General features: G+C 35.5%; 18 protein-coding genes. 16 read left to right on the top strand and 2 right to left on the bottom strand.

What is annotated here, in order from left to right:
• Positions 1 to 109: 109 nt before the first annotated feature.
• The 6 genes from OQ292_RS27035 (at position 110) to OQ292_RS27010 (ending at position 3,820) form a co-directional block, all read left to right on the top strand.
• Positions 110 to 895: a threonine/serine exporter family protein gene (locus OQ292_RS27035; protein WP_284687212.1), complete on the top strand. Its 786-nt coding sequence runs from the start codon at positions 110 to 112 to the stop codon at positions 893 to 895.
• A 12-nt stretch (positions 896 to 907) separates the two neighbouring features.
• Positions 908 to 1,444, top strand: a complete 537-nt coding sequence (locus tag OQ292_RS27030) for a threonine/serine exporter family protein (RefSeq protein WP_284687211.1) — start codon at positions 908 to 910, stop codon at positions 1,442 to 1,444.
• A 24-nt stretch (positions 1,445 to 1,468) separates the two neighbouring features.
• The gene (locus tag OQ292_RS27025; protein WP_284687210.1) at positions 1,469 to 1,843 is read left to right on the top strand and encodes a hypothetical protein; all 375 of its coding nucleotides are present in this window, start codon (positions 1,469 to 1,471) and stop codon (positions 1,841 to 1,843) included.
• Positions 1,844 to 1,988: 145 nt separating this feature from the next.
• Positions 1,989 to 2,636 carry a hypothetical protein gene (locus OQ292_RS27020; RefSeq protein WP_284687209.1) on the top strand — a complete coding sequence of 216 codons (648 nt, stop codon included), beginning with the start codon at positions 1,989 to 1,991 and terminating at the stop codon, positions 2,634 to 2,636.
• 203 nt (positions 2,637 to 2,839) lie between these two features.
• A complete protein-coding gene (locus OQ292_RS27015) occupies positions 2,840 to 3,247 on the top strand; it encodes a hypothetical protein (RefSeq protein WP_284687208.1) in 408 nt (135 codons plus the stop codon).
• 57 nt (positions 3,248 to 3,304) lie between these two features.
• Positions 3,305 to 3,820 (top strand): DUF4240 domain-containing protein, encoded by a 516-nt coding sequence (locus tag OQ292_RS27010; RefSeq protein ID WP_284687207.1) that lies wholly within the window; start codon positions 3,305 to 3,307, stop codon positions 3,818 to 3,820.
• Between the two features lie 95 nt (positions 3,821 to 3,915).
• Here the strand turns inward: OQ292_RS27010 and OQ292_RS27005 are convergent, their stop codons facing one another.
• Together OQ292_RS27005 and OQ292_RS27000 are read right to left on the bottom strand one after the other, a co-directional pair.
• Positions 3,916 to 5,220, bottom strand: a complete 1,305-nt coding sequence (locus OQ292_RS27005; protein WP_284686515.1) for an IS4 family transposase — start codon at positions 5,218 to 5,220, stop codon at positions 3,916 to 3,918.
• A 104-nt stretch (positions 5,221 to 5,324) separates the two neighbouring features.
• The gene (locus tag OQ292_RS27000) at positions 5,325 to 6,071 is read right to left on the bottom strand and encodes a GIN domain-containing protein (RefSeq protein WP_284687206.1); all 747 of its coding nucleotides are present in this window, start codon (positions 6,069 to 6,071) and stop codon (positions 5,325 to 5,327) included.
• 145 nt (positions 6,072 to 6,216) lie between these two features.
• Between OQ292_RS27000 and OQ292_RS26995 the strand changes: the two genes are divergently transcribed.
• The 10 genes from OQ292_RS26995 to OQ292_RS26950 all read left to right on the top strand — a co-directional run bounded on the left by OQ292_RS26995 (position 6,217) and on the right by OQ292_RS26950 (position 18,191).
• Positions 6,217 to 6,522, top strand: a complete 306-nt coding sequence (locus tag OQ292_RS26995) for a hypothetical protein (RefSeq protein ID WP_284687205.1) — start codon at positions 6,217 to 6,219, stop codon at positions 6,520 to 6,522.
• Positions 6,523 to 6,900: 378 nt separating this feature from the next.
• Positions 6,901 to 7,335, top strand: a complete 435-nt coding sequence (locus tag OQ292_RS26990; protein WP_284687204.1) for a hypothetical protein — start codon at positions 6,901 to 6,903, stop codon at positions 7,333 to 7,335.
• A gap of 173 nt (positions 7,336 to 7,508) precedes the next feature.
• A complete protein-coding gene (locus OQ292_RS26985) occupies positions 7,509 to 8,969 on the top strand; it encodes an NAD(P)/FAD-dependent oxidoreductase (RefSeq protein WP_284687203.1) in 1,461 nt (486 codons plus the stop codon).
• A 1-nt stretch (position 8,970) separates the two neighbouring features.
• Entirely contained in the window at positions 8,971 to 9,129 is a 159-nt protein-coding gene (locus OQ292_RS26980) for a hypothetical protein (protein WP_284687202.1), read from the top strand.
• 204 nt (positions 9,130 to 9,333) lie between these two features.
• A complete protein-coding gene (locus OQ292_RS26975) occupies positions 9,334 to 9,912 on the top strand; it encodes an RNA polymerase sigma factor (protein WP_284687201.1) in 579 nt (192 codons plus the stop codon).
• Between the two features lie 84 nt (positions 9,913 to 9,996).
• A complete protein-coding gene (locus tag OQ292_RS26970) occupies positions 9,997 to 11,070 on the top strand; it encodes a FecR family protein (RefSeq protein ID WP_284687200.1) in 1,074 nt (357 codons plus the stop codon).
• A 108-nt stretch (positions 11,071 to 11,178) separates the two neighbouring features.
• Complete coding sequence (locus OQ292_RS26965; RefSeq protein WP_284687199.1) at positions 11,179 to 14,649, top strand: SusC/RagA family TonB-linked outer membrane protein; 3,471 nt, start codon at positions 11,179 to 11,181, stop codon at positions 14,647 to 14,649.
• 18 nt (positions 14,650 to 14,667) lie between these two features.
• Positions 14,668 to 16,602 carry a RagB/SusD family nutrient uptake outer membrane protein gene (locus OQ292_RS26960; protein WP_284687198.1) on the top strand — a complete coding sequence of 645 codons (1,935 nt, stop codon included), beginning with the start codon at positions 14,668 to 14,670 and terminating at the stop codon, positions 16,600 to 16,602.
• A gap of 23 nt (positions 16,603 to 16,625) precedes the next feature.
• Positions 16,626 to 17,924 (top strand): DUF5013 domain-containing protein, encoded by a 1,299-nt coding sequence (locus OQ292_RS26955; protein ID WP_284687197.1) that lies wholly within the window; start codon positions 16,626 to 16,628, stop codon positions 17,922 to 17,924.
• Between the two features lie 30 nt (positions 17,925 to 17,954).
• The gene (locus tag OQ292_RS26950) at positions 17,955 to 18,191 is read left to right on the top strand and encodes a hypothetical protein (RefSeq protein ID WP_284687196.1); all 237 of its coding nucleotides are present in this window, start codon (positions 17,955 to 17,957) and stop codon (positions 18,189 to 18,191) included.
• Positions 18,192 to 18,202: the final 11 nt, after the last annotated feature.

Genomic DNA, 18,202 nt, shown 5'->3' with positions numbered 1-18,202 from the left:
ATTCGCTTGCCTGCTTATTAGTAGCTTTTACCTTTGTGTCTTTATAAACAGACTGATTTTTTTTATTGAAACTCATTCTACAGTTTGTTTTCAAGCAAAGACTAACTATATGGCAGAAAACACTGAAGTGCTAACTGAGCAAGAAAAAATAAAAGAGATGGGCATTATTTTGCTGCGCACAGGTTTGATGATGCAGGGAAATGGTGCATCCACTTCGCGAATCCGCATGATTATCAATCGCATTGCCAATGCCTATGGCTACCATGCAGAATTGTTTGTTACGCAGCAGACGCTGAACCTCACTGTAACAGGTAAAAATAACCACCCGATATTTAGTTGCCTAAGAAGAACTACACCGCCGGGAGTTAATTTTAGGATTATTTCAGGCATAAGCCGCATGAGTTGGAAGATTGAAGAACAACCTTGGACGCTGCACGAGATTGAAGCAGAACTAGACAGATTAGCCGCTTTGTCGCATTACCCAAGGTTGGTAATTTTATCGCTTGTGAGCTTGGCAGGTGCTTGTTTTTGCGGCTTGGCAGACGGACATATTGCTGCGATGTTAGTGACATTTGCAGCTACTTTTATCGGTTTGTTTATAAGACAAGAAGCCCATAAAAAGAGATTTAAAGCTTATCTATGTGTGTTTTTTGCAGCCTTCTCGGCATCGTTGTTTGCAGGTGCTTTTAGAAAAATGTATCCAGATGGAGAGTTTGAGCCCGCCTTTGCTACTTGTGTTTTATTCCTTATTCCCGGAGTGCCACTCATCAACTCATTTACCGATTTGCTAGATGGCAATATCTTAAATGGAATTATGCGCGCAGTAAATGGTTTTCTCATTTCATTTATGATTGCACTGGGTTTAATCTGTTCATTATTTATCTACGGACTTTAAAAAATTGATTATATGGATTGGCAAGAAGTTATTTTTAAAGGTTTTTTGGGCGGTGGTGCCGCAGTAGGTTTTGGTATCTTGTTTAATGTGCCAAGGCGTACGGTATTCTACATTTTCGTTTTTGGTTTGTTAGCTACATTTATTAAAAACCTCATGCTGGCTTTTCAGCTTGATATTGTATTAGCATCATTTACCGGAGCAGTGCTAGTTGGGGTAGTTAGTTTATTTGCGGGCAAAGTTCAAAATACCCCACCATTGATTTATGCGATTCCGGCAGTAATTCCGATGGTGCCCGGTGTATTTACTTACAAAATGATGATGGGTATCATTCACCTTTACTTCGAGAATGGCTCAGACTTTACCATTGCGCTGGAACAAACGCTTAATAATGCGCTTAAAGCTACTTTTATTATGATGGCACTCTCTGTTGGAGTGAGTTTCCCTAACCTGATTTTGCGTAAAGAATCTTTCCACGAAATGCCGGTATTATCAAGAGAAAATTTGAATGTGCTAGATAAGTTGATGCATAAAAAGAAGGATAAGAAGTGATTAATAAGAGTTAACACTTTAAAAATGCTAGATAGGAAGAATACGAAAATAATCTATATCTCTGCTGTAATAATATTGTTTGGGATTCCAATCATCTATGGTTTTTATATGCAAATATATACTTCTTTTGTAAAGCCAAGATATACTATTGCTGTCATTATTGATGATTATTTAATAGCAAGAGAAGCTCCAGGAAAAATATATCAGTATAAGGTAAATGGTATCACTTACAAAAATGTATGTAAGAGGAAAGAATGTAACGTATATACAATTGGTTCTAAAATTTATATTAAATTCTGGGTTAATCACCCTGAATGGTCTAAAGTTATACTTAACTTAGATATCCCCGAATATATTAATAGTTATCCCGAAGACGGTTGGAGTACACTACCTAAATAATTATCTACTTCTATAAATTAGGATGTATAAGTGCTTTGAAAAGAAATTTTTTCAATAAGTTGTTCTCAAAATCTTCTTAAGAATTAAAAGAATAATACCATGAATATAGCATTTAGTTTATAGATACCAGATAAAATGATTAAAAATGAATATAAAACAGATTAAAATACTGCTTTTTCTATTGCTAATTTCATGTTCTTCAAACAGGTTCGATGAAATGAAAAGTGAAGCTATGTCTTATACAAGAAAGATGGCAGCAGAACAACATTATATATCTAGATCCATGTTTGAAATCGGTAATGTAGAGGGGAGTTGGGGCAGAAAAGCAATATCTGAACTTGATAAATCAAAGAGGATGATAGATCAACTATATTTAGCCATTGGTGATAAAAAAGTATTCTATGAACTTAAAAGAGATTTGTTAGATAATTTTGAGGTAATTGATGTTGATGCTAATATCAAAGATTTATTATATCCAGACGAAACAAAACTGAGTCTTGCAGAACTTGCTATATATTTAAGGTATAGAGGACATGCTCAGTTCTCAATGACACAGTTTGATCAAATTAGAATGTTCAACTTCAAGACAGATTCAGGATATGTAATAGGAGTGGCTGGTGGAAGAAGTAGTAAAAGACCAGTTATTACTAATGGAGAAAAAACTCTAGAATTTGATGATTCTTTTTTTATTACACTAAATCCAGATGAAATATCAGATTTAGGAGGGAAAGTATGGTTAACCTTTCCAACTCATCTAGGAGATACTTCTGTATTAATGAAATTTGATAAATGATATATCAATTCTACAATTCCAAAATTGATTAGTTTCTACTAATATCAAATTCTTTAAGGCATTAAAACAAAATTTTAGTGAGGGACTCAGTGCTTTAAGTTGACTCCTAACTAGACTCAACGTCTCGCTGAGAATTATATGCAACAAAGTCTAAGTGAGATACTAAGATTAGAGATAGGCACACTTAATCAACGATAGGAATTATGAGTACTCTAAGACTAATCGAACTAATAATGATAGGTTTTACTGCTTTAATTGGTGGTATTGGGGTTAATTTATTCTGTTGGTATAATTATCGAAAGAATATATATACTCAAAAAATATTATATCTTAATGAACAACTAAGAAAATTAACTGGAAAATCGTTTACCAGTTTTCAGATTGGTGTACACGTTAAGTTTCAACCTAAACTCCGTTATGAAGATTACTATCCTCCAACAATTTATCAAAAATATATTGAAGAAAATTTGAATTATAAACAGGTATGGGAGAGCTTTGATAGATTGGGTACTAGTATGGATAAAACAGCTAGGGTTTTAATTTATATTTACTTTTCAGGGATAAGCATTTTAGGGTTATTATATTTAATAAATAAAGTTACATCCTCCTAAATAATCCCTTGCTAGTCTCAACCTCTCACTGAGATTTAATCCAAATAACTATTAAAAATGAATGAAAATATTTTCTGGGAGTTAATCGAAAACTGTTGGGAGCCATTCAATATGGATGAAACTCGCAGATTGGCGATTAGTAAACCTACTCCTCAAGTTCTTCAGTCTTTATCAGAAGTCCTCAATAACCAAATCATTCTTTTATTAGATGAAGAGTTGGATAAACTTTCAAAAGAGGATTTGTTACTATTCGATCAGGTTTTGGAAAGGAAATTATATGACATAGATAGAGAAGAGCTATATGAAGTCATAGAAGGTGGAGAAGACTTATTTCTTTACAGGAGAGGGTTTATAGTTGGAATAGGGAAAGCATATTATGAAGCTATTAACAATAACCCATCAATAGCAAATGATAATGGAGCGTTTCGTTGGGATGATGCACATACTTTTTGCGAAGACATATGTTTTAATCCAATATATATCTATAAAAATAAATTTGATGAAAATGTAAGAATACCACCAACTGGTATTTCAAGAGAATCGCGTTCAAATAAGGATAAATGGAGTTATTAGTAAGCTAAAATTGATGGTTACTAGTCTCAACCTCTTGCTGAGAATTATATAACACAAAGTCTTAGTGAGACACTCAATGCCGTCAACTTAAGTCATTATAGTGCTTTTTTCTTATTAAGATGAAACTTTCTCCTACTTCTTTTGAACTTATGTCTTTTGAAGGAGCGATTGGGTACTACAGCATTTTTACTTCTTTTTATCTGCTCTTTGAGTTGACTTAATCGGTAAGCTATATCTTTTTGAGTAAACAATAACTTAATCAGTTCTCCCCTTAAGATACCTGTGGCTACTACCTTGTTTATTTGATAGTGATATTTATTACCTTTTTTTCCTTTTAGTGCATCAAGTTCTTGCTGTGCTTCTGTTATTAATAGTTGGATTAAGTTACTGGTAAGTAAACTGGCATGATAATCTTGTAATATGCCTTCTGCAGTCTTGCTGGAAAAGTTTTCCAATTCTAGTGTATGCTTTAAGTAATCGTAATAAGTTTCTATTCCCCAGCGCATACTATAAAGTATTTTAAGCTCTGTGGCAGGTAGCTCAAGATTGGTTATCAAATATTCTATTTCACCTCCAGAAAGTGGAATTTTTACAACTCTTATGGTTAAAGGTTGAGTATGTATGCTTTCTTTTTTCACACCTTTTTTTGTGTACCAAACCTTTGCTGATAAAATCACCCGAGCTTCTAGTTTATCAGAAGCTGCAAATTGCGCTACCTCCTTACAAAAATTTCGCTTGCAACGAATCAGGAAACTACCACCGTTCATTTCTATGGTTTTACATAGGTCATAAGATGGATAAGCTCTATCCATAAGCCAAATAACTTTGGGTCTGAGCTGAGGCAGGTACTCAGAAATTTGGTGATAAATGACCCGAAATAAGTTTTGCTCACTTTCTGAATTCCTCGCTAATGCTCCTTGAATTACTACATGATTGAGCACATCATATACTACACAAGACCTACCCATGGGCATACCCGTATCAGTATGATTCTTCCAAAGGCCAAAATGTTTTACTATAGCCGGTGAAGTTGGAAGTTGGCATAGACTCCCATCCACAGCAAAAACATAATAAGTGTTTTGATAGAGACTGCTCAAAGATGTTTGATAAAATCCCTGTACATACTTTCGATTCAGAGCTATAAAGGCAGTATGCTTCAACTTTTTGCGGGCTTTACTGAAAGCTTGTTTACTGCAAGTCGAATAACTGCCAATGGTGTTAAAAAAATTACTCACTTCAATACTGAGGTTCTTTACAACCCGATTGATTAAAATAGCGGCTATCTGTGAGAATCCCAATAGTCGTTGCCGAATAAAATCTTGTGACTTCATACTATGTTGCTTTTGAAAGTCAACACTAAAAAGTTCAGATTTAAGTAGCTCAAAAAAAAAGTAGCATATGTTTCCATCTTTTAAACCGATTACTTAAAGATAACAATCTTTTATCAGCTTAAGTTGACGGCATTGAGTGAGACACTAAGACTAGAGATAGAAAAATTTAAGATTTAATGAATCTTCGTCTCACCCAAAACGAGTCCTTTACGATTAACACCTTCGCCTTTGTTGAGAATTTTAGATTCGCCAAAAGCATTTACTTTTAACTTCTCATTGGCATTGAGTACAATTTTGTTTTCTCCGTAAAGATTGGTTTTCACTTTTTCACCATCTAAATCTTTAGAAGCAATTAGGTTCTCACCAAATAGTTTAAACACTTGCTTGTGGGCTTTTCCTTGTTTTACAATTAATTGGTTTTCACCGTAGGCTACTACTTTTAGTTTTTTTAGTTCTATATCGCTTAATACAATTTGGGTTGCTCCCATTGTTTTAAGTGTAAATTTATCTTCTTTAAGTAAATCATTAATAATTACATTTTTTTCCCCTCTTACCTGTAGTCTTCTTAGTGTTTGGTAGGTTACATAGGCAGTTACTTGAGCATTTTTGTAAATACTCTCTTTCATATTCCAATAATAACTATTCTTGCTTTTTAAGTGCTTAGGGGTAATTCTAGCATTATCTAAAAATATCTTTAGTGTTTTGCCAGTTACGATAGCATTAATTTTATCTTCTTCAACACCTTGGTATTCTACCTTTATAAACTCCCGATCTCCTTTAACCAATTCTAGATTTATTTCTGGGCTGAGAATAATCTTGTTAAAAGCACTCAAGTCTTTTTCGAAAGATTGTGCATAACTCGCAGAAGAAGTAATAACCAAAGAAAACAGAAAAGTAACTTGAATAATAAAGTGTTTCATAAAAATAGCTTTTGACTGATCTTTTATAAGAGATGCATTTAAAAAAAGAAGGTTGCATCTGAGTTGAGATAAAATTGCATTATTGTTATTAACTAGATTAAAATGACAGTAATAGCTTTTTGATAATGTAAAAGTAGAGAAGAAAATGAGTGAAAATAGAAGGTTAATATTATTTAGCAGAGTAGGTGAATTTATGTGTAGCGTAGAGGTTCTCAGCCAAGAAGAGAATATTATTTCAGGTAGACTAATAGAAAATCAAATGTCCGAATCGATTTTGAATCTATTTAAAGAGTATGAAGAATTGGTGAATAATGTAGTATTTTCCATGTTAGACGAACTCGAAGATCAGATTGATAAATTAGGCTTTTATGCCATTGAAAGTGACCTAAAATACAACATTCATCAACTCCAAATAATGAATGAAACTGATATTGCTTTTAAAATTCTATAAAACCATTCGACTTTGATCTAACAGTTTATTAACCCACAAGACTACATTCAAATAGCTATCTATTTAATTAATGTCTAATTCAGCCATTCTACAAGTACTTATTTAGGAATTTAATTCATAATGGGATTCTATTCTAAAAAATAGAAAAATGCGCTTCAAAATTTCTCCAAATTTTCAAAAAATTGAACTATTCCTTTTTTCTATGAGATTTTTGAAATGACTTTTGTAAACAAGTTTAAATATTTATATAGTCCAATCGAAATAGGGTTTTTACACGAGTTATTCTATTGAATTTTCTACTAAGAAATCTAACAAAAAAGAGATTTCTACAACAGTAAAATTTAATGCTTTTAGACTTAACCTATTAACCTCAAGATTATGAAAACTATTTACGAAAGTTACTTTTTAAGAGTAAAACATTCGCACGCACATAAACTAATGGAAATAGTTTGGAGACCCGCTTCATTAACTATGTCTAAAAGCCAGTATAAGAAAGAGTATTTAGCATTTCTTGAGATTTATAATAAATATCATGTAGATAAGCTACTTGTAAATGAATCTATGATGATGTTTGAATTAAACAATGATTTGAGAAAGTGGATTACCAAAGTTTCTAGTGAAAAAATTAAAGTCTATGCCAAGCAAGTAGCCATCGTTTTAACTTCAGATTATATTCAAGAATTAAATGTGAAAAAGCTGATGGCAGAGCCAGAATTTGCACATGTAAATACATTGTATTTTGAAAGGAAGGCAGATGCGGAAAAATGGTTGGTAAATGGGAGGCTAGAAAATGCTTATCAAATAGCTGCTTAGTGCCAACAAAGTTAAAGTTTATATCTTGAATGTTAGGTTGAATATTTTTTAAACAGTTTTTGAAATTATAATTCATTCCTAAAAAATAGATAAAAACTTGCCTCTATGTAACTTCTGTTACAGTACTTATTGATTAAGGTTGATAGATTAGTATATACCTTAACAATATGAAAATGGCAAAAGTAGTAGTTTTAGGGGCAGGGGTCTCCGGGCATACAGCAGCATTAACGCTAAAAAGAAAACTTGGAGCAAAACATGAAATAATTGTTGTAAGTCCCAACAGTAAATACCAATGGATTCCTTCAAACATTTGGGTAGGAATTGGCCGGATGAAAAGCAAAGAAGTAACCTTTGAACTAGCACCGGTTTATAAGAAAAAACACATTCAATTTCATCAGGCTAAAGCCGTTTCAATCTATCCCGAAGGCGATACTTCTTCTGATGAATCCTTTATATCTATAGAATATACCAGTAAAGAACAGAGTGGCCAAACAGAAAAAATCAGTTATGATTACCTGATTAATGCCACCGGCCCGAAACTCAATTTTTCAGCAACAGAAGGTCTTTCACCAGAAGAAGGGCATTGCAATTCTGTATGTACTTTTGGCCATGCAGAAAAGACTTGGGATAATCTTCAGCAAGTCTTTAAAAAGATGGAAGCTGGTGAAAAACAAACTATTGTAATTGGTACTGGGCATCCGATGGCGACATGCCAAGGAGCAGCATTTGAGTATGTGCTTAACATAGCCTTTGAAATTAGAAAGCGTAAACTGGAAAGCTTTTGTGACCTTATTTGGCTAACTAATGAGTACGAAGTAGGTGATTTCGGAATGGGTGGAGCCTTTGTAAAAAGGAATGGATACATCACTTCTACCACTGTTTTTGCAGAGTCAATTCTGGCTGAATATGGCATCAGATGGATTAAGCGAGCAGGTGTAAGTAAGCTTGATGGCAAGAAAATTTATTTCGACAATTTGGAAGGAGAATCGCACGAAATAGCTTATGATTTCTCAATGCTCATTCCTTCATTCTCGGGAGTAGGTTTAAAAACCTTCGATAAATCTGGTGAAGATATCACCAATACTGTATTTGCTCCCAACGGATTTATGAAGGTAGATGCAGATTACACAGCCAAACCTTATGAAGAATGGGATGCAGAAGACTGGCCATCGATTTATCAAAATCCGACTTATAACAATATGTATGCAGCCGGAATTGCATTTGCACCTCCTCATGCAATTTCAAAACCGATGAAATCGAAAACCGGTAAAATGATTTCGCCAACACCTCCTAGAACCGGTATGCCATCTGGAGTTATTGGGAAAGTGGTAGCCTTAAACATAACAGATAGAATCACGAATCAATCGAAAGAACATAAACACCGAGCTTCTATGGCAAAAATGGGAGCAGCTTGTGTGGTTTCGGCAGGTTTTGGAATGGGTAAAGGCATGGCCGCTACCATGACGGTTTTCCCGATTGTACAAAACTGGAAAAAATATCCTCGCTGGGGTAGAGATTTAGGTTATACAGTTGGTGAAGCTGGTTTGGCAGGTCACTGGATTAAACTCTTATTACATTATCTATTTCTTTACAAAGCCAAAGCAAAACTGTTTTGGTGGTTAATTCCTGAATAATATGAAAGCCGAAAAATTTGTTCCTTATTCCGAAGTGAGTTTTGCTACAGTTCCAGATAAAAGCACCAAATTTTGGCGTAGATTCTGGCTCTGGCAACTCTATCGCTTTGTAGTGCTTAACCTTAAAATGATGCGAATTGTAGTTGGTGGGCACTCATAAAATATTTTGATACTGAATTTATATAATCCATTATATAGCACCATGATTAAACCCTTTGTCTGCTTAGATAAAGGGTTTTGTGCATAATATCCCTATTTTGGTAAATTTCCATTTCGTCTACTAAAGCTGCTTTTTTAGACAGAAAATAAAATGCTTTATAAATCTAATTTTTTTCTTTTGCTATATTAGATTGAAATTTGAAATATGAAGATGAAAAATGAATGTCAATTAATTACTAAACTAAGAGAAGGAGATAAGCGAGCTTTTAAAGAATTATACCTAAACTATGCCGATAAACTCTTTTACTTTTCTCTAAAATACACTCAAAATAAAGATGATGCGAATGAGATTGTACAGACTATTTTCTTAAAAGTCTGGGAAAATCGTAGCAACATTAATCCCGAACTTTCTTTTAATGCCTACCTCATTCAGATAGGTAAAAATATCATTTACAGGCAATATCAGAAAAGGGAATTAGAACGCAAATATCAGCTCTATAGCAAAGAGCATCAAGTAGCTACTACCCACAATACTGAAGAATACATTATATTCTCTGAGTTGGAACAGAAAACCAGAGATTACATTGGTAGTATGCCAGAGAAAAGAAAGCAAGTTTTTATGCTAAGTAGAGTAGAAGGTTTGAGTCATGAGCAGATAGCAGAGAAGCTCGGTATTTCTGTAGGTACTGTAAAACAACACATGAACAAAGCACTTAAAACATTGAATAACAAAATGTTACACGATGGATTATTGATCGTAATATTCTGCGCAATGAACCTTTAAACTACACTTAATAAAAAAAATTAATTTTTTTTTCATTTAGACTATAACCTTCGCCACTTAAGATGATATCTATTACAGATAAATATGAAAAAAGTGGACAAGGAATTATTAGATAAGTTTTTCAACAACCAATGCAGTGCAGAAGAAGAGAAAAAGGTAAAAGCCTGGTTATCATTCATGAAATCAGACTTTCACGATATGTCTGCTTTAGAAGAAGATTGGTATCAGTTTGAAACACCAAAAGAAGACAAAAGCTTTTGGGATAAAGAGTTACTTTTTGAGAAGTTACAGACATTAATCTTAAAGAAAGAACAAACAGATGCTAAGCCACTGAGAAAAATTTATTCTAACGAATCTCAAGAAAACAGACCTACAATTCCAATACATACTAAATCTAAACCTAGATTTGGTAACTATGCGGCTGTAATAATTGCTTTTTTAGTAGGATTGGCTACCTTTTACTATTTCGTAAATAATCAATCTATTGAGGAGCCAATTGCAGAAGAAACACTTACTAAATACAATCCTAAAGGCACAAAATCAACCATTACACTTTCTGATGGCACAGTAGTAAAACTGAATTCAGAAAGTAGTATCTCTTTTCCAAGAAGATTTAAAGGAGGTAAAAGAATTGTAAAATTAGAAGGAGAAGCCTTCTTCGAAGTTACCTCAGATACAAACAGACCATTTATTGTACAAACCGGTGAGTTAGAAGCCAAGGTACTCGGTACCTCTTTTAACGTGAATACTTTGAGCGACCATAACAAAGTAGATATTGCCCTTGTAACCGGAAAACTGGCTGTTTATTCATCAACCAATCAAGAAAATCGAGAAATATTATTACCTACAGAAAGTGCTGTATTTGATAAAACCTCTGGCAAAATTGAAACAGGACATTTCGATGCAGAAAGAGTATTGTCGTGGAAAGATGGCATTCTCATTTTTGAAGAAGCAGAAATAGAAGAAATTATCACAAGGCTCGAAAGATGGTATGCCTGTGATATATCGTTTGCAGATACCGCAAACAAGGCAATGTACAGTAAAGTAAAATTTACTGGAAAGTTTGACAATAAAAGTCTTGAAGATGTACTTGAAGGCTTAACACTAGCTTCGGGCTTGAAATATCAGCTCAGAAATAAGAAAGTATATTTCTACTGAACCAGTTTTAATTAACTAACAAGCACAAAAAAATGCCTGCCGAACAGTTTGGCGGCCGTTAGCAGGCATAGTGTTTTGTGTGATTGATCATCAAAACATATCAAAAATATGAAAAAGAAACTACTAAGACAATTTCTCAAAATGTCAGGATTTGCATTAGGGGGCTTTATAATTCAATGCCTCTGTTTTACAGTACTGTTCGCTGCTGATACCAATGCCCAAAAAGTGAGTATTGGAGAGATCTATGTAAAAATGGACGGAGGCAAAAAAGAGATAAAATCGGTTTTTAATGAACTAGAGAGAAAAACTGCATTTTACTTCAACTTCGACGAAAAAACGATTGATGATTTGCAAAAAGTCCAGATGGCATCATCAGTTAAAAGTTTAAAAGCTGTATTAACTGATATTGCATCACAATCCAATCTTTCTTTCAAAAGGATTGACGACAACATATATGTAATTAAAAATAAAAAGAGCAACACTTTACCCGAAAAGGATGAACTGGTTCAGGAAGTGTTGCAGATGCGGATTACGGGAAAAGTTACTTCCAGTGAAGATGGAGAGCCTTTACCCGGAGTAAGCATTATTGTAAAAGGTACCAATGTTGGTACAACAACTGATGTAGATGGTAACTATTCGCTCAATGCAAACAGTGGAACTACATTACAATTTAGTTATATTGGTTTTGCTTCGCAGGAAGTAGCCATTGATAACCAATCAATTGTAGATGTTTTGCTGGCACCAGACCTTGAACAACTAGAAGAAGTTGTGGTAGTTGGTTATAGCACTCAGAAAAAAACAACACTAACAGGTGCAGTTTCAGTGGTGAAAAACGATGATATTGTTCGAACCAAAAACGAAAACATATTAAACTCTTTAACTGGTAAATTACCCGGTGTTCGTATTGTACAAAAAAGTAGTGCACCTGGTGCTTATGATACCAGAATAGATATTCGAGGCATGGGCAATCCGCTTTTTGTGGTTGATGGAATTGTTCGTGACCAAGACTATTTCGCTCGTATGAGTGCCGAAGAAATAGAAAGTGTTTCGGTGTTAAAAGATGGTTCAGCAGCAATCTACGGCTTAAGAGCAGCCAATGGTGTTGTTTTGGTAACTACAAAAAGAGGTGTGATACAAGATGGCAAAGTAGATGTTTCTTTCAATTCTAGTATGTCGATGCAAGAATTTCTATATGTACCAGAAAGTGTGGGAGCCATTGATTATATGACATTGTCAAACGAAAGAAACTGGCAAGACTTCGGGAAAAATTACTTAGTTAGAACCAATCCACTCTTTACTGATGATCACTTCGAACCATACTACAATGGTACTAAGCAGTCTTATAATTGGTTCGACCAAGTTTTCAATAGAACTTCTCCTCAATACAATCACAATGTAAGTGTAAATGGAGGAAGCGAAAAGTTTAGATACTATTTTACGCTTGGATATAACAAGCAGATTGGTGCATATAAAAGTGGCGATTATTATTCTGATCGTATAAATATGCGAACTAATATTGAATCGCAAATCACCAAAAGGCTGAATGCGAAAGTTTCCCTTGGAGCTATTATGTTAAAAACTAGCCAACCGAACGGAACAGGCTGGACAACCTACAAACTTACTTGGTTAACTCGCCCAGATGCTGCTTTTTATGCTAATGATAATCCAGAATATCCGAATGGAGATAGCCAATATCTGAATGAAGGTGCAAACATGATTGTACAAACTGACGATGATTATGTTGGTTATAATTTATCAAAAGACCGTAGGTATAATGGTACATTAACTCTTTCATATGATATTCCGGGTATTGATGGTTTGTCTGCAAAAGGTGTGTACGATTATGCTACCAACTTACCAGATTTTACTAGTTACAAAAGAGCTTATAACCTATTTAGATACAATCCGGATGACGATACCTATTCATCTATCGTAAGAAATACTCCTTCTGATATTACAAGAACTGTGAATATGTCTTACAGCACCAACATGCAGTTAGGTCTGCACTACGACAATTCATTCGGTAACCATAATGTGAGCAGTTTTGTAATTTACGAAGATAGATACAATACTTGGGATAGTTATAGCGCCTACCGTGAGCTATTAGTAGATTCTGAATACTTGTTTGCAGGTGAAGATAAAAACCAGCGCGCTACCGAAGGAGAAATTGCTGATAGAGCTAGTAAATCTCTTTTAGGTCAGTTAAACTACAATTTCATGGGTAAGTATTTACTTGATCTGAGATTCCGTTACGATGGATCTTCTCGTTTCCCAGAAGGTAGCCGATTTGGTTTCTTTCCATCAATATCTGCAGGATGGCGCTTAAGTGAAGAAAGCTTCATTAAAAATAATTTGCCAGTTCTCTCCAATTTGAAAATAAGGGGTTCATATGGAGAAATGGGGGATGATAGCTCAGCTGGGAATTATCCTCCTACAACTGGTTACAGTTTAGATGGAAACAACTATGGCTGGTTCTACGGTGGTACGTTAACTGGTGGTGTTACAGCTTCTAGTATTCCAAACCCTAACTTAACATGGTACACCATTAAGTCTTACGATTTGGGTCTCGATTTCGGATTTTTTAACAATAAACTGACTGGTGTAATTGACATTTACAGAAGAGATCGTTCTGGCTTGTTAGCTACAAGTGCTGCGGTAATTCCGGGTACAGTAGGAGCTAGTTTACCACAAGAAAACTTAAATAGCGACCGCAACTTTGGTTATGAGATTTCATTACAATACACCAATGAGATTAGAGACTTTAATTATTATGTAAGTGGGCAGCTTTCTGCTACCAAAAGCATGCGAACCGATTGGTTAGAAACACCTGCTGGCAATTCATACGATAAATGGAGAAACCGATCTAGCGGAAGATATAATGATATCTGGTGGGGCAATGAGTCTCAATCGATGATTTCAAGCTATGAAGATATCCAGAACTATGGCCTTCCATTGGCTCAAAGTACTTTACCTGGAGATTGGGTATTAAACGATTGGAATGGTGATGGTGTAATCAATGGGAATGATGATCATCCTATTGCATCATACGGACTTCCAGTGTTTAATTACGGTGTTTCGCTGGGTGCTTCAGGTAAAGGCTTTGATTTAGCTTTAGATTTTCAAGGAGCTTATGGTGTATATGTGCAATATGCAGAAGTGCTTACCGAAGCATTGCCTTTTGGAGGTCAAAATACTTTAACTTGGTTTTTGGATAGATGGCGCCCGGTTGATCCTAATGCCGATTACTTCAATCCTAATACAGAATGGATTTCTGGTTATTATCCTGTTACTGGTCACGATGGTCGCAGAACTGGTACAAATGGTATTCAGAATGCCTCATACATTCGCTTAAAAACAGCAGAGCTTGGCTATACATTACCAGAAAAATGGATGTCAAAAATTAATGTAAGCAATTTTAGAATCTATGTGAGTGGATACAACTTGCTCACTTTTACAGGACTCGAAAATGTTGACCCCGAACGCCCTGGTGCATCAGGTGGTTCGTCAACCAGTAATATCGACTTCTATAATTATCCTGTAAACAGAACCTATACAGTTGGTGCAAGCCTAAAATTCTAATTTGAAAGATAGTAAAATATGAAAAAGCAATATAAAATATTAGCAATGCTCTTGGGCATAATAGTAATATCATGTCAAGAATTGGATTTGGAACCCAAGGGTATATTAGGTGAACCCGAACTTTTTGGAAATGAGTTTGGTGTAAAGAAGTACTTCTCTGGTATTTATAATGACCTTCCGATAGAGGATTTCCTATACTTTGGAACAGATTCAGAAAATGCTTATCGCCCAGATAATTATTGGGAACAAGGCAAAAAAAGTCTGGGAAATATGAGTGGCGAATTCTTTAATTCTTGGGTTGGTGTAGACAACGATGGTTTTGCTTACTGGCCATATGGTCGTATTCGTGATATAAATACTTTTATCCAGAACTTCGCAGAGTATAAAGAAAATTATAAAGAGGATGTTTATAATGAATTGTTGGGAGAAGCACACTTTTTACGCGCCTTCTATTATTTCGGATTGGCTAAAAGATATGGCGGAGTTCCGATTATTAAAGAAGTACAAAGCCCGCTAGACGATGCTGAAACATTAGAAGTTCCTAGAAACACAGAATACGAAACATGGAAGTTTATCTACGAAGATTTAACCTTTGCGATTGAAAACATGGCTAGTGGTAGCGAGGTTGGGAGAGCAAATAAATATGTTGCCGCTGCCTTGTTATCTCGCACAATGTTATATGCAGGATCGATTGCAAAATACTCTCAATATTTAGGTTTTCAAGGAGAAGCGGCTACTGCTGCTGGACTTGCCGGAATGGAAGCATCACAAGCTGATGAGTTTTTCCAGTACTGTGTAGAAGCAGGTAAAATAGTTGAGCAAGGTCCATATACTTTGTATACCAAAGACTATCCTGACAAAGCGACAAACTTTGCAAATCTGTTCTTAGACCCAACCTCTTCTGAAAGCATTTTCATTAAAGACTATGACATGACAGCCCCTCAAAACACGCGTTTGAGACACAGTTATGATGCTTTAATGTCTCCACAGCCAGATATGTCTTCTTTTGTAGGAGCTGAAAGTTACCCTCCATTAGATTTTATGGAATTGTTCGAAATGCCAGCCTATGTAAATGCAGATGGAACACCAGTTCGATTTGATAACCGAAGTGACATTAAGAATGGTATGGAGCCACGTATGCTAGGTACGATGTATTTCGATGGAGATGAGTTGCGTGGAAGTACTTTTAGCATTCAAAAAGGTATTTACAGAAGTTTTAATGCGCTAGCTGCTGATGCAGAAAATGGTAGCAGTGCTGCTTCAATTAACAGTGCCGATAATCGAATCTTAGGTGGCAGAGGCTGGACAACCGAAATTGATGGGGTTACTTATAACATCACCGGAGCTCATGGCCATTTTGATGATCAAGGTGGAGAAAACAATGGCTGGGGATCAGCTTTTATTCGCAAATATGTAAACCCAGATATGCCAACCAACGATGTTCGTGAATACCGCAGTGGACAACATTGGGTAGTATTTCGCTTGGGTGAAATCTATTTAAATTCTGCAGAAGCTCTTTACGAATTAGGCCAAAGAGACGAAGCTTTTAACTATATAGAAATGATTCGCGAACGTGCTGGTGCCACAGTTACTCGCCCAGCAATCGATATGGCGACAACGAATATTGGTACGATTAACAATGCGAATTATCCATATCAAGTCGAGAATTCATTGCAATTTATTCGCGATGAACGTGCACGTGAACTATACGGTGAAAACCATTGGTGGTGGGATCTTCGCAGATGGAGAACTGCCGACCAAGTATTAAATCAGTTCCGTCACCGTGTGTTGAGTTGCTACTTTGTTGCTGATGAAGGGAAGTACATTTACATCGATGAAATTAATAGATGGAATAGGAGTTGGACAGCTTCCAATGCATGTTATTACGAGCCAATTCCTTGGGGTGAAATTGGTAAGAACGAAAATCTCCTACCTCAAAATCCACTTTATTAATTGCTTAAATTGATCTTAATTCTATGAAAAATATAATATATATAATCATTGGGTTTATAATGATTTCAATTTCATCATGCCTAGAAATTGATAATTGGGAAGAACCAGATGTTCGGGTTCACGGTAAAATAATTAATGCATATACCGGTGAAAATATGCTATCATCGCAAGGAGACTGGGGTTTGCGTATTTGGGAAAGAACTTGGACGGAGTCAGTAACTAACCACCAAACCCTTCCAGTAAAGCAAGATGGTTCTTATAATAATAACAAATTGTTTTCTGGCACTTATGATATTTTACCCTATGGTGGTCCTTTCTGGCCAGCAGATACTATTAAAAATGTTGTGTTTAATGGAAGCACTGAACAGGATTTTACAGTAACTCCTTACTTGCAATTAACAGGTTTCGAAGCTTCATTGAATGGTCTAAAATTAACTTTGAGTTGCCAACTGAATGCACCCATTCGCGATGGTCTGCCAAATCTAGTTGAAATAAAACCATTTTTAAGCCTTAATCCCTTTTGCGGGGCATCAAGTTTTATTGATATCGGAGAGTATAACAATCAAAGAAAGCAAATTAATAAATCTTGGATGGAAGAAGTGGGCGATGTGGAAACTAGTGATTTTTACCTCATCGGTCCACTTCCTGTAAAACCCGGTTACACCTATTATGTGCGTCTTGGAGCAAATGTGAATGATGCAAACAGGAGATACAATTACACTGAAATCATTAAAATTGAAGTACCTGCAGATGCTCAAAACGATCCTAACGAAGTGCCAGATAACTTCTTAGATAATGCGCAATGGCCGTTTAGCAAATCTGAGTGGGATGGTAACCGCTGGGGAAATTTATCCGGTAGTTGGGTGACAAACGAAGCGATGCGTACCAGAGGTGAAGGCCAGTTTGGTGGTTACGATGGAGGCTGGGAAGGCCCAGATAATGACAAAAAAAGTCTCGGTTTTGAAAGATGGGGAGAAGCCGAAACACCAATCGAAAATGGTAAATTGTATCAGACAATTGATCTTCCTGCTGGTATTTACAAGTTTACAATGAGTCTCGCCGGTGAAAATCCGATTATTAGTAATAATGGTAGTGACCCGAGGTACATAGCCGCCTCAGTTGGTGAAAGCTTGCCAGATATTGATGATATTTCTTCTGCATTGGCATCTACAAACTTTGCAGAATTAGGTACTGATGGATCAACAAGTATAGAATTTACAATACCTGAGCCTACCACTGTATCTGTAGGGTTTGTGGTAAACTTTACCAACAATGAGCAAAATGTAAGACCATCTTGGTTGAAACTAGAAAAATTAAACTAAAGTAATTGAGTGGTTGCCTGCAACAATTTGATGGCAACCGCTTTTACTCCCTGTTTAATCCGCAGAAGTTTCGACATAGCCGAAACACTAAAAAACATAGGAGCAAGAAGGCACCTAATAGATTCCTATTTTATTTCCCAAATAGATTTTATGGAAAATAAAAGAAGAGATGACTCATGCCCAATGTGGCTTTCGGATGAAGAAAACAGCCACTTTCAGGCTTATCTCGAGAATGCTATAGATGGAATTTCATACCGAAAAAGATAGAAGAAAAACGA

This window comes from Chondrinema litorale (genome assembly GCF_026250525.1).
Taxonomy (GTDB): Bacteria; Bacteroidota; Bacteroidia; order Cytophagales; family Flammeovirgaceae; genus Chondrinema; species Chondrinema litorale.
Note: the sequence above shows the minus strand (reverse complement) of the source record. Positions and strands in the feature narration are given on the sequence as shown.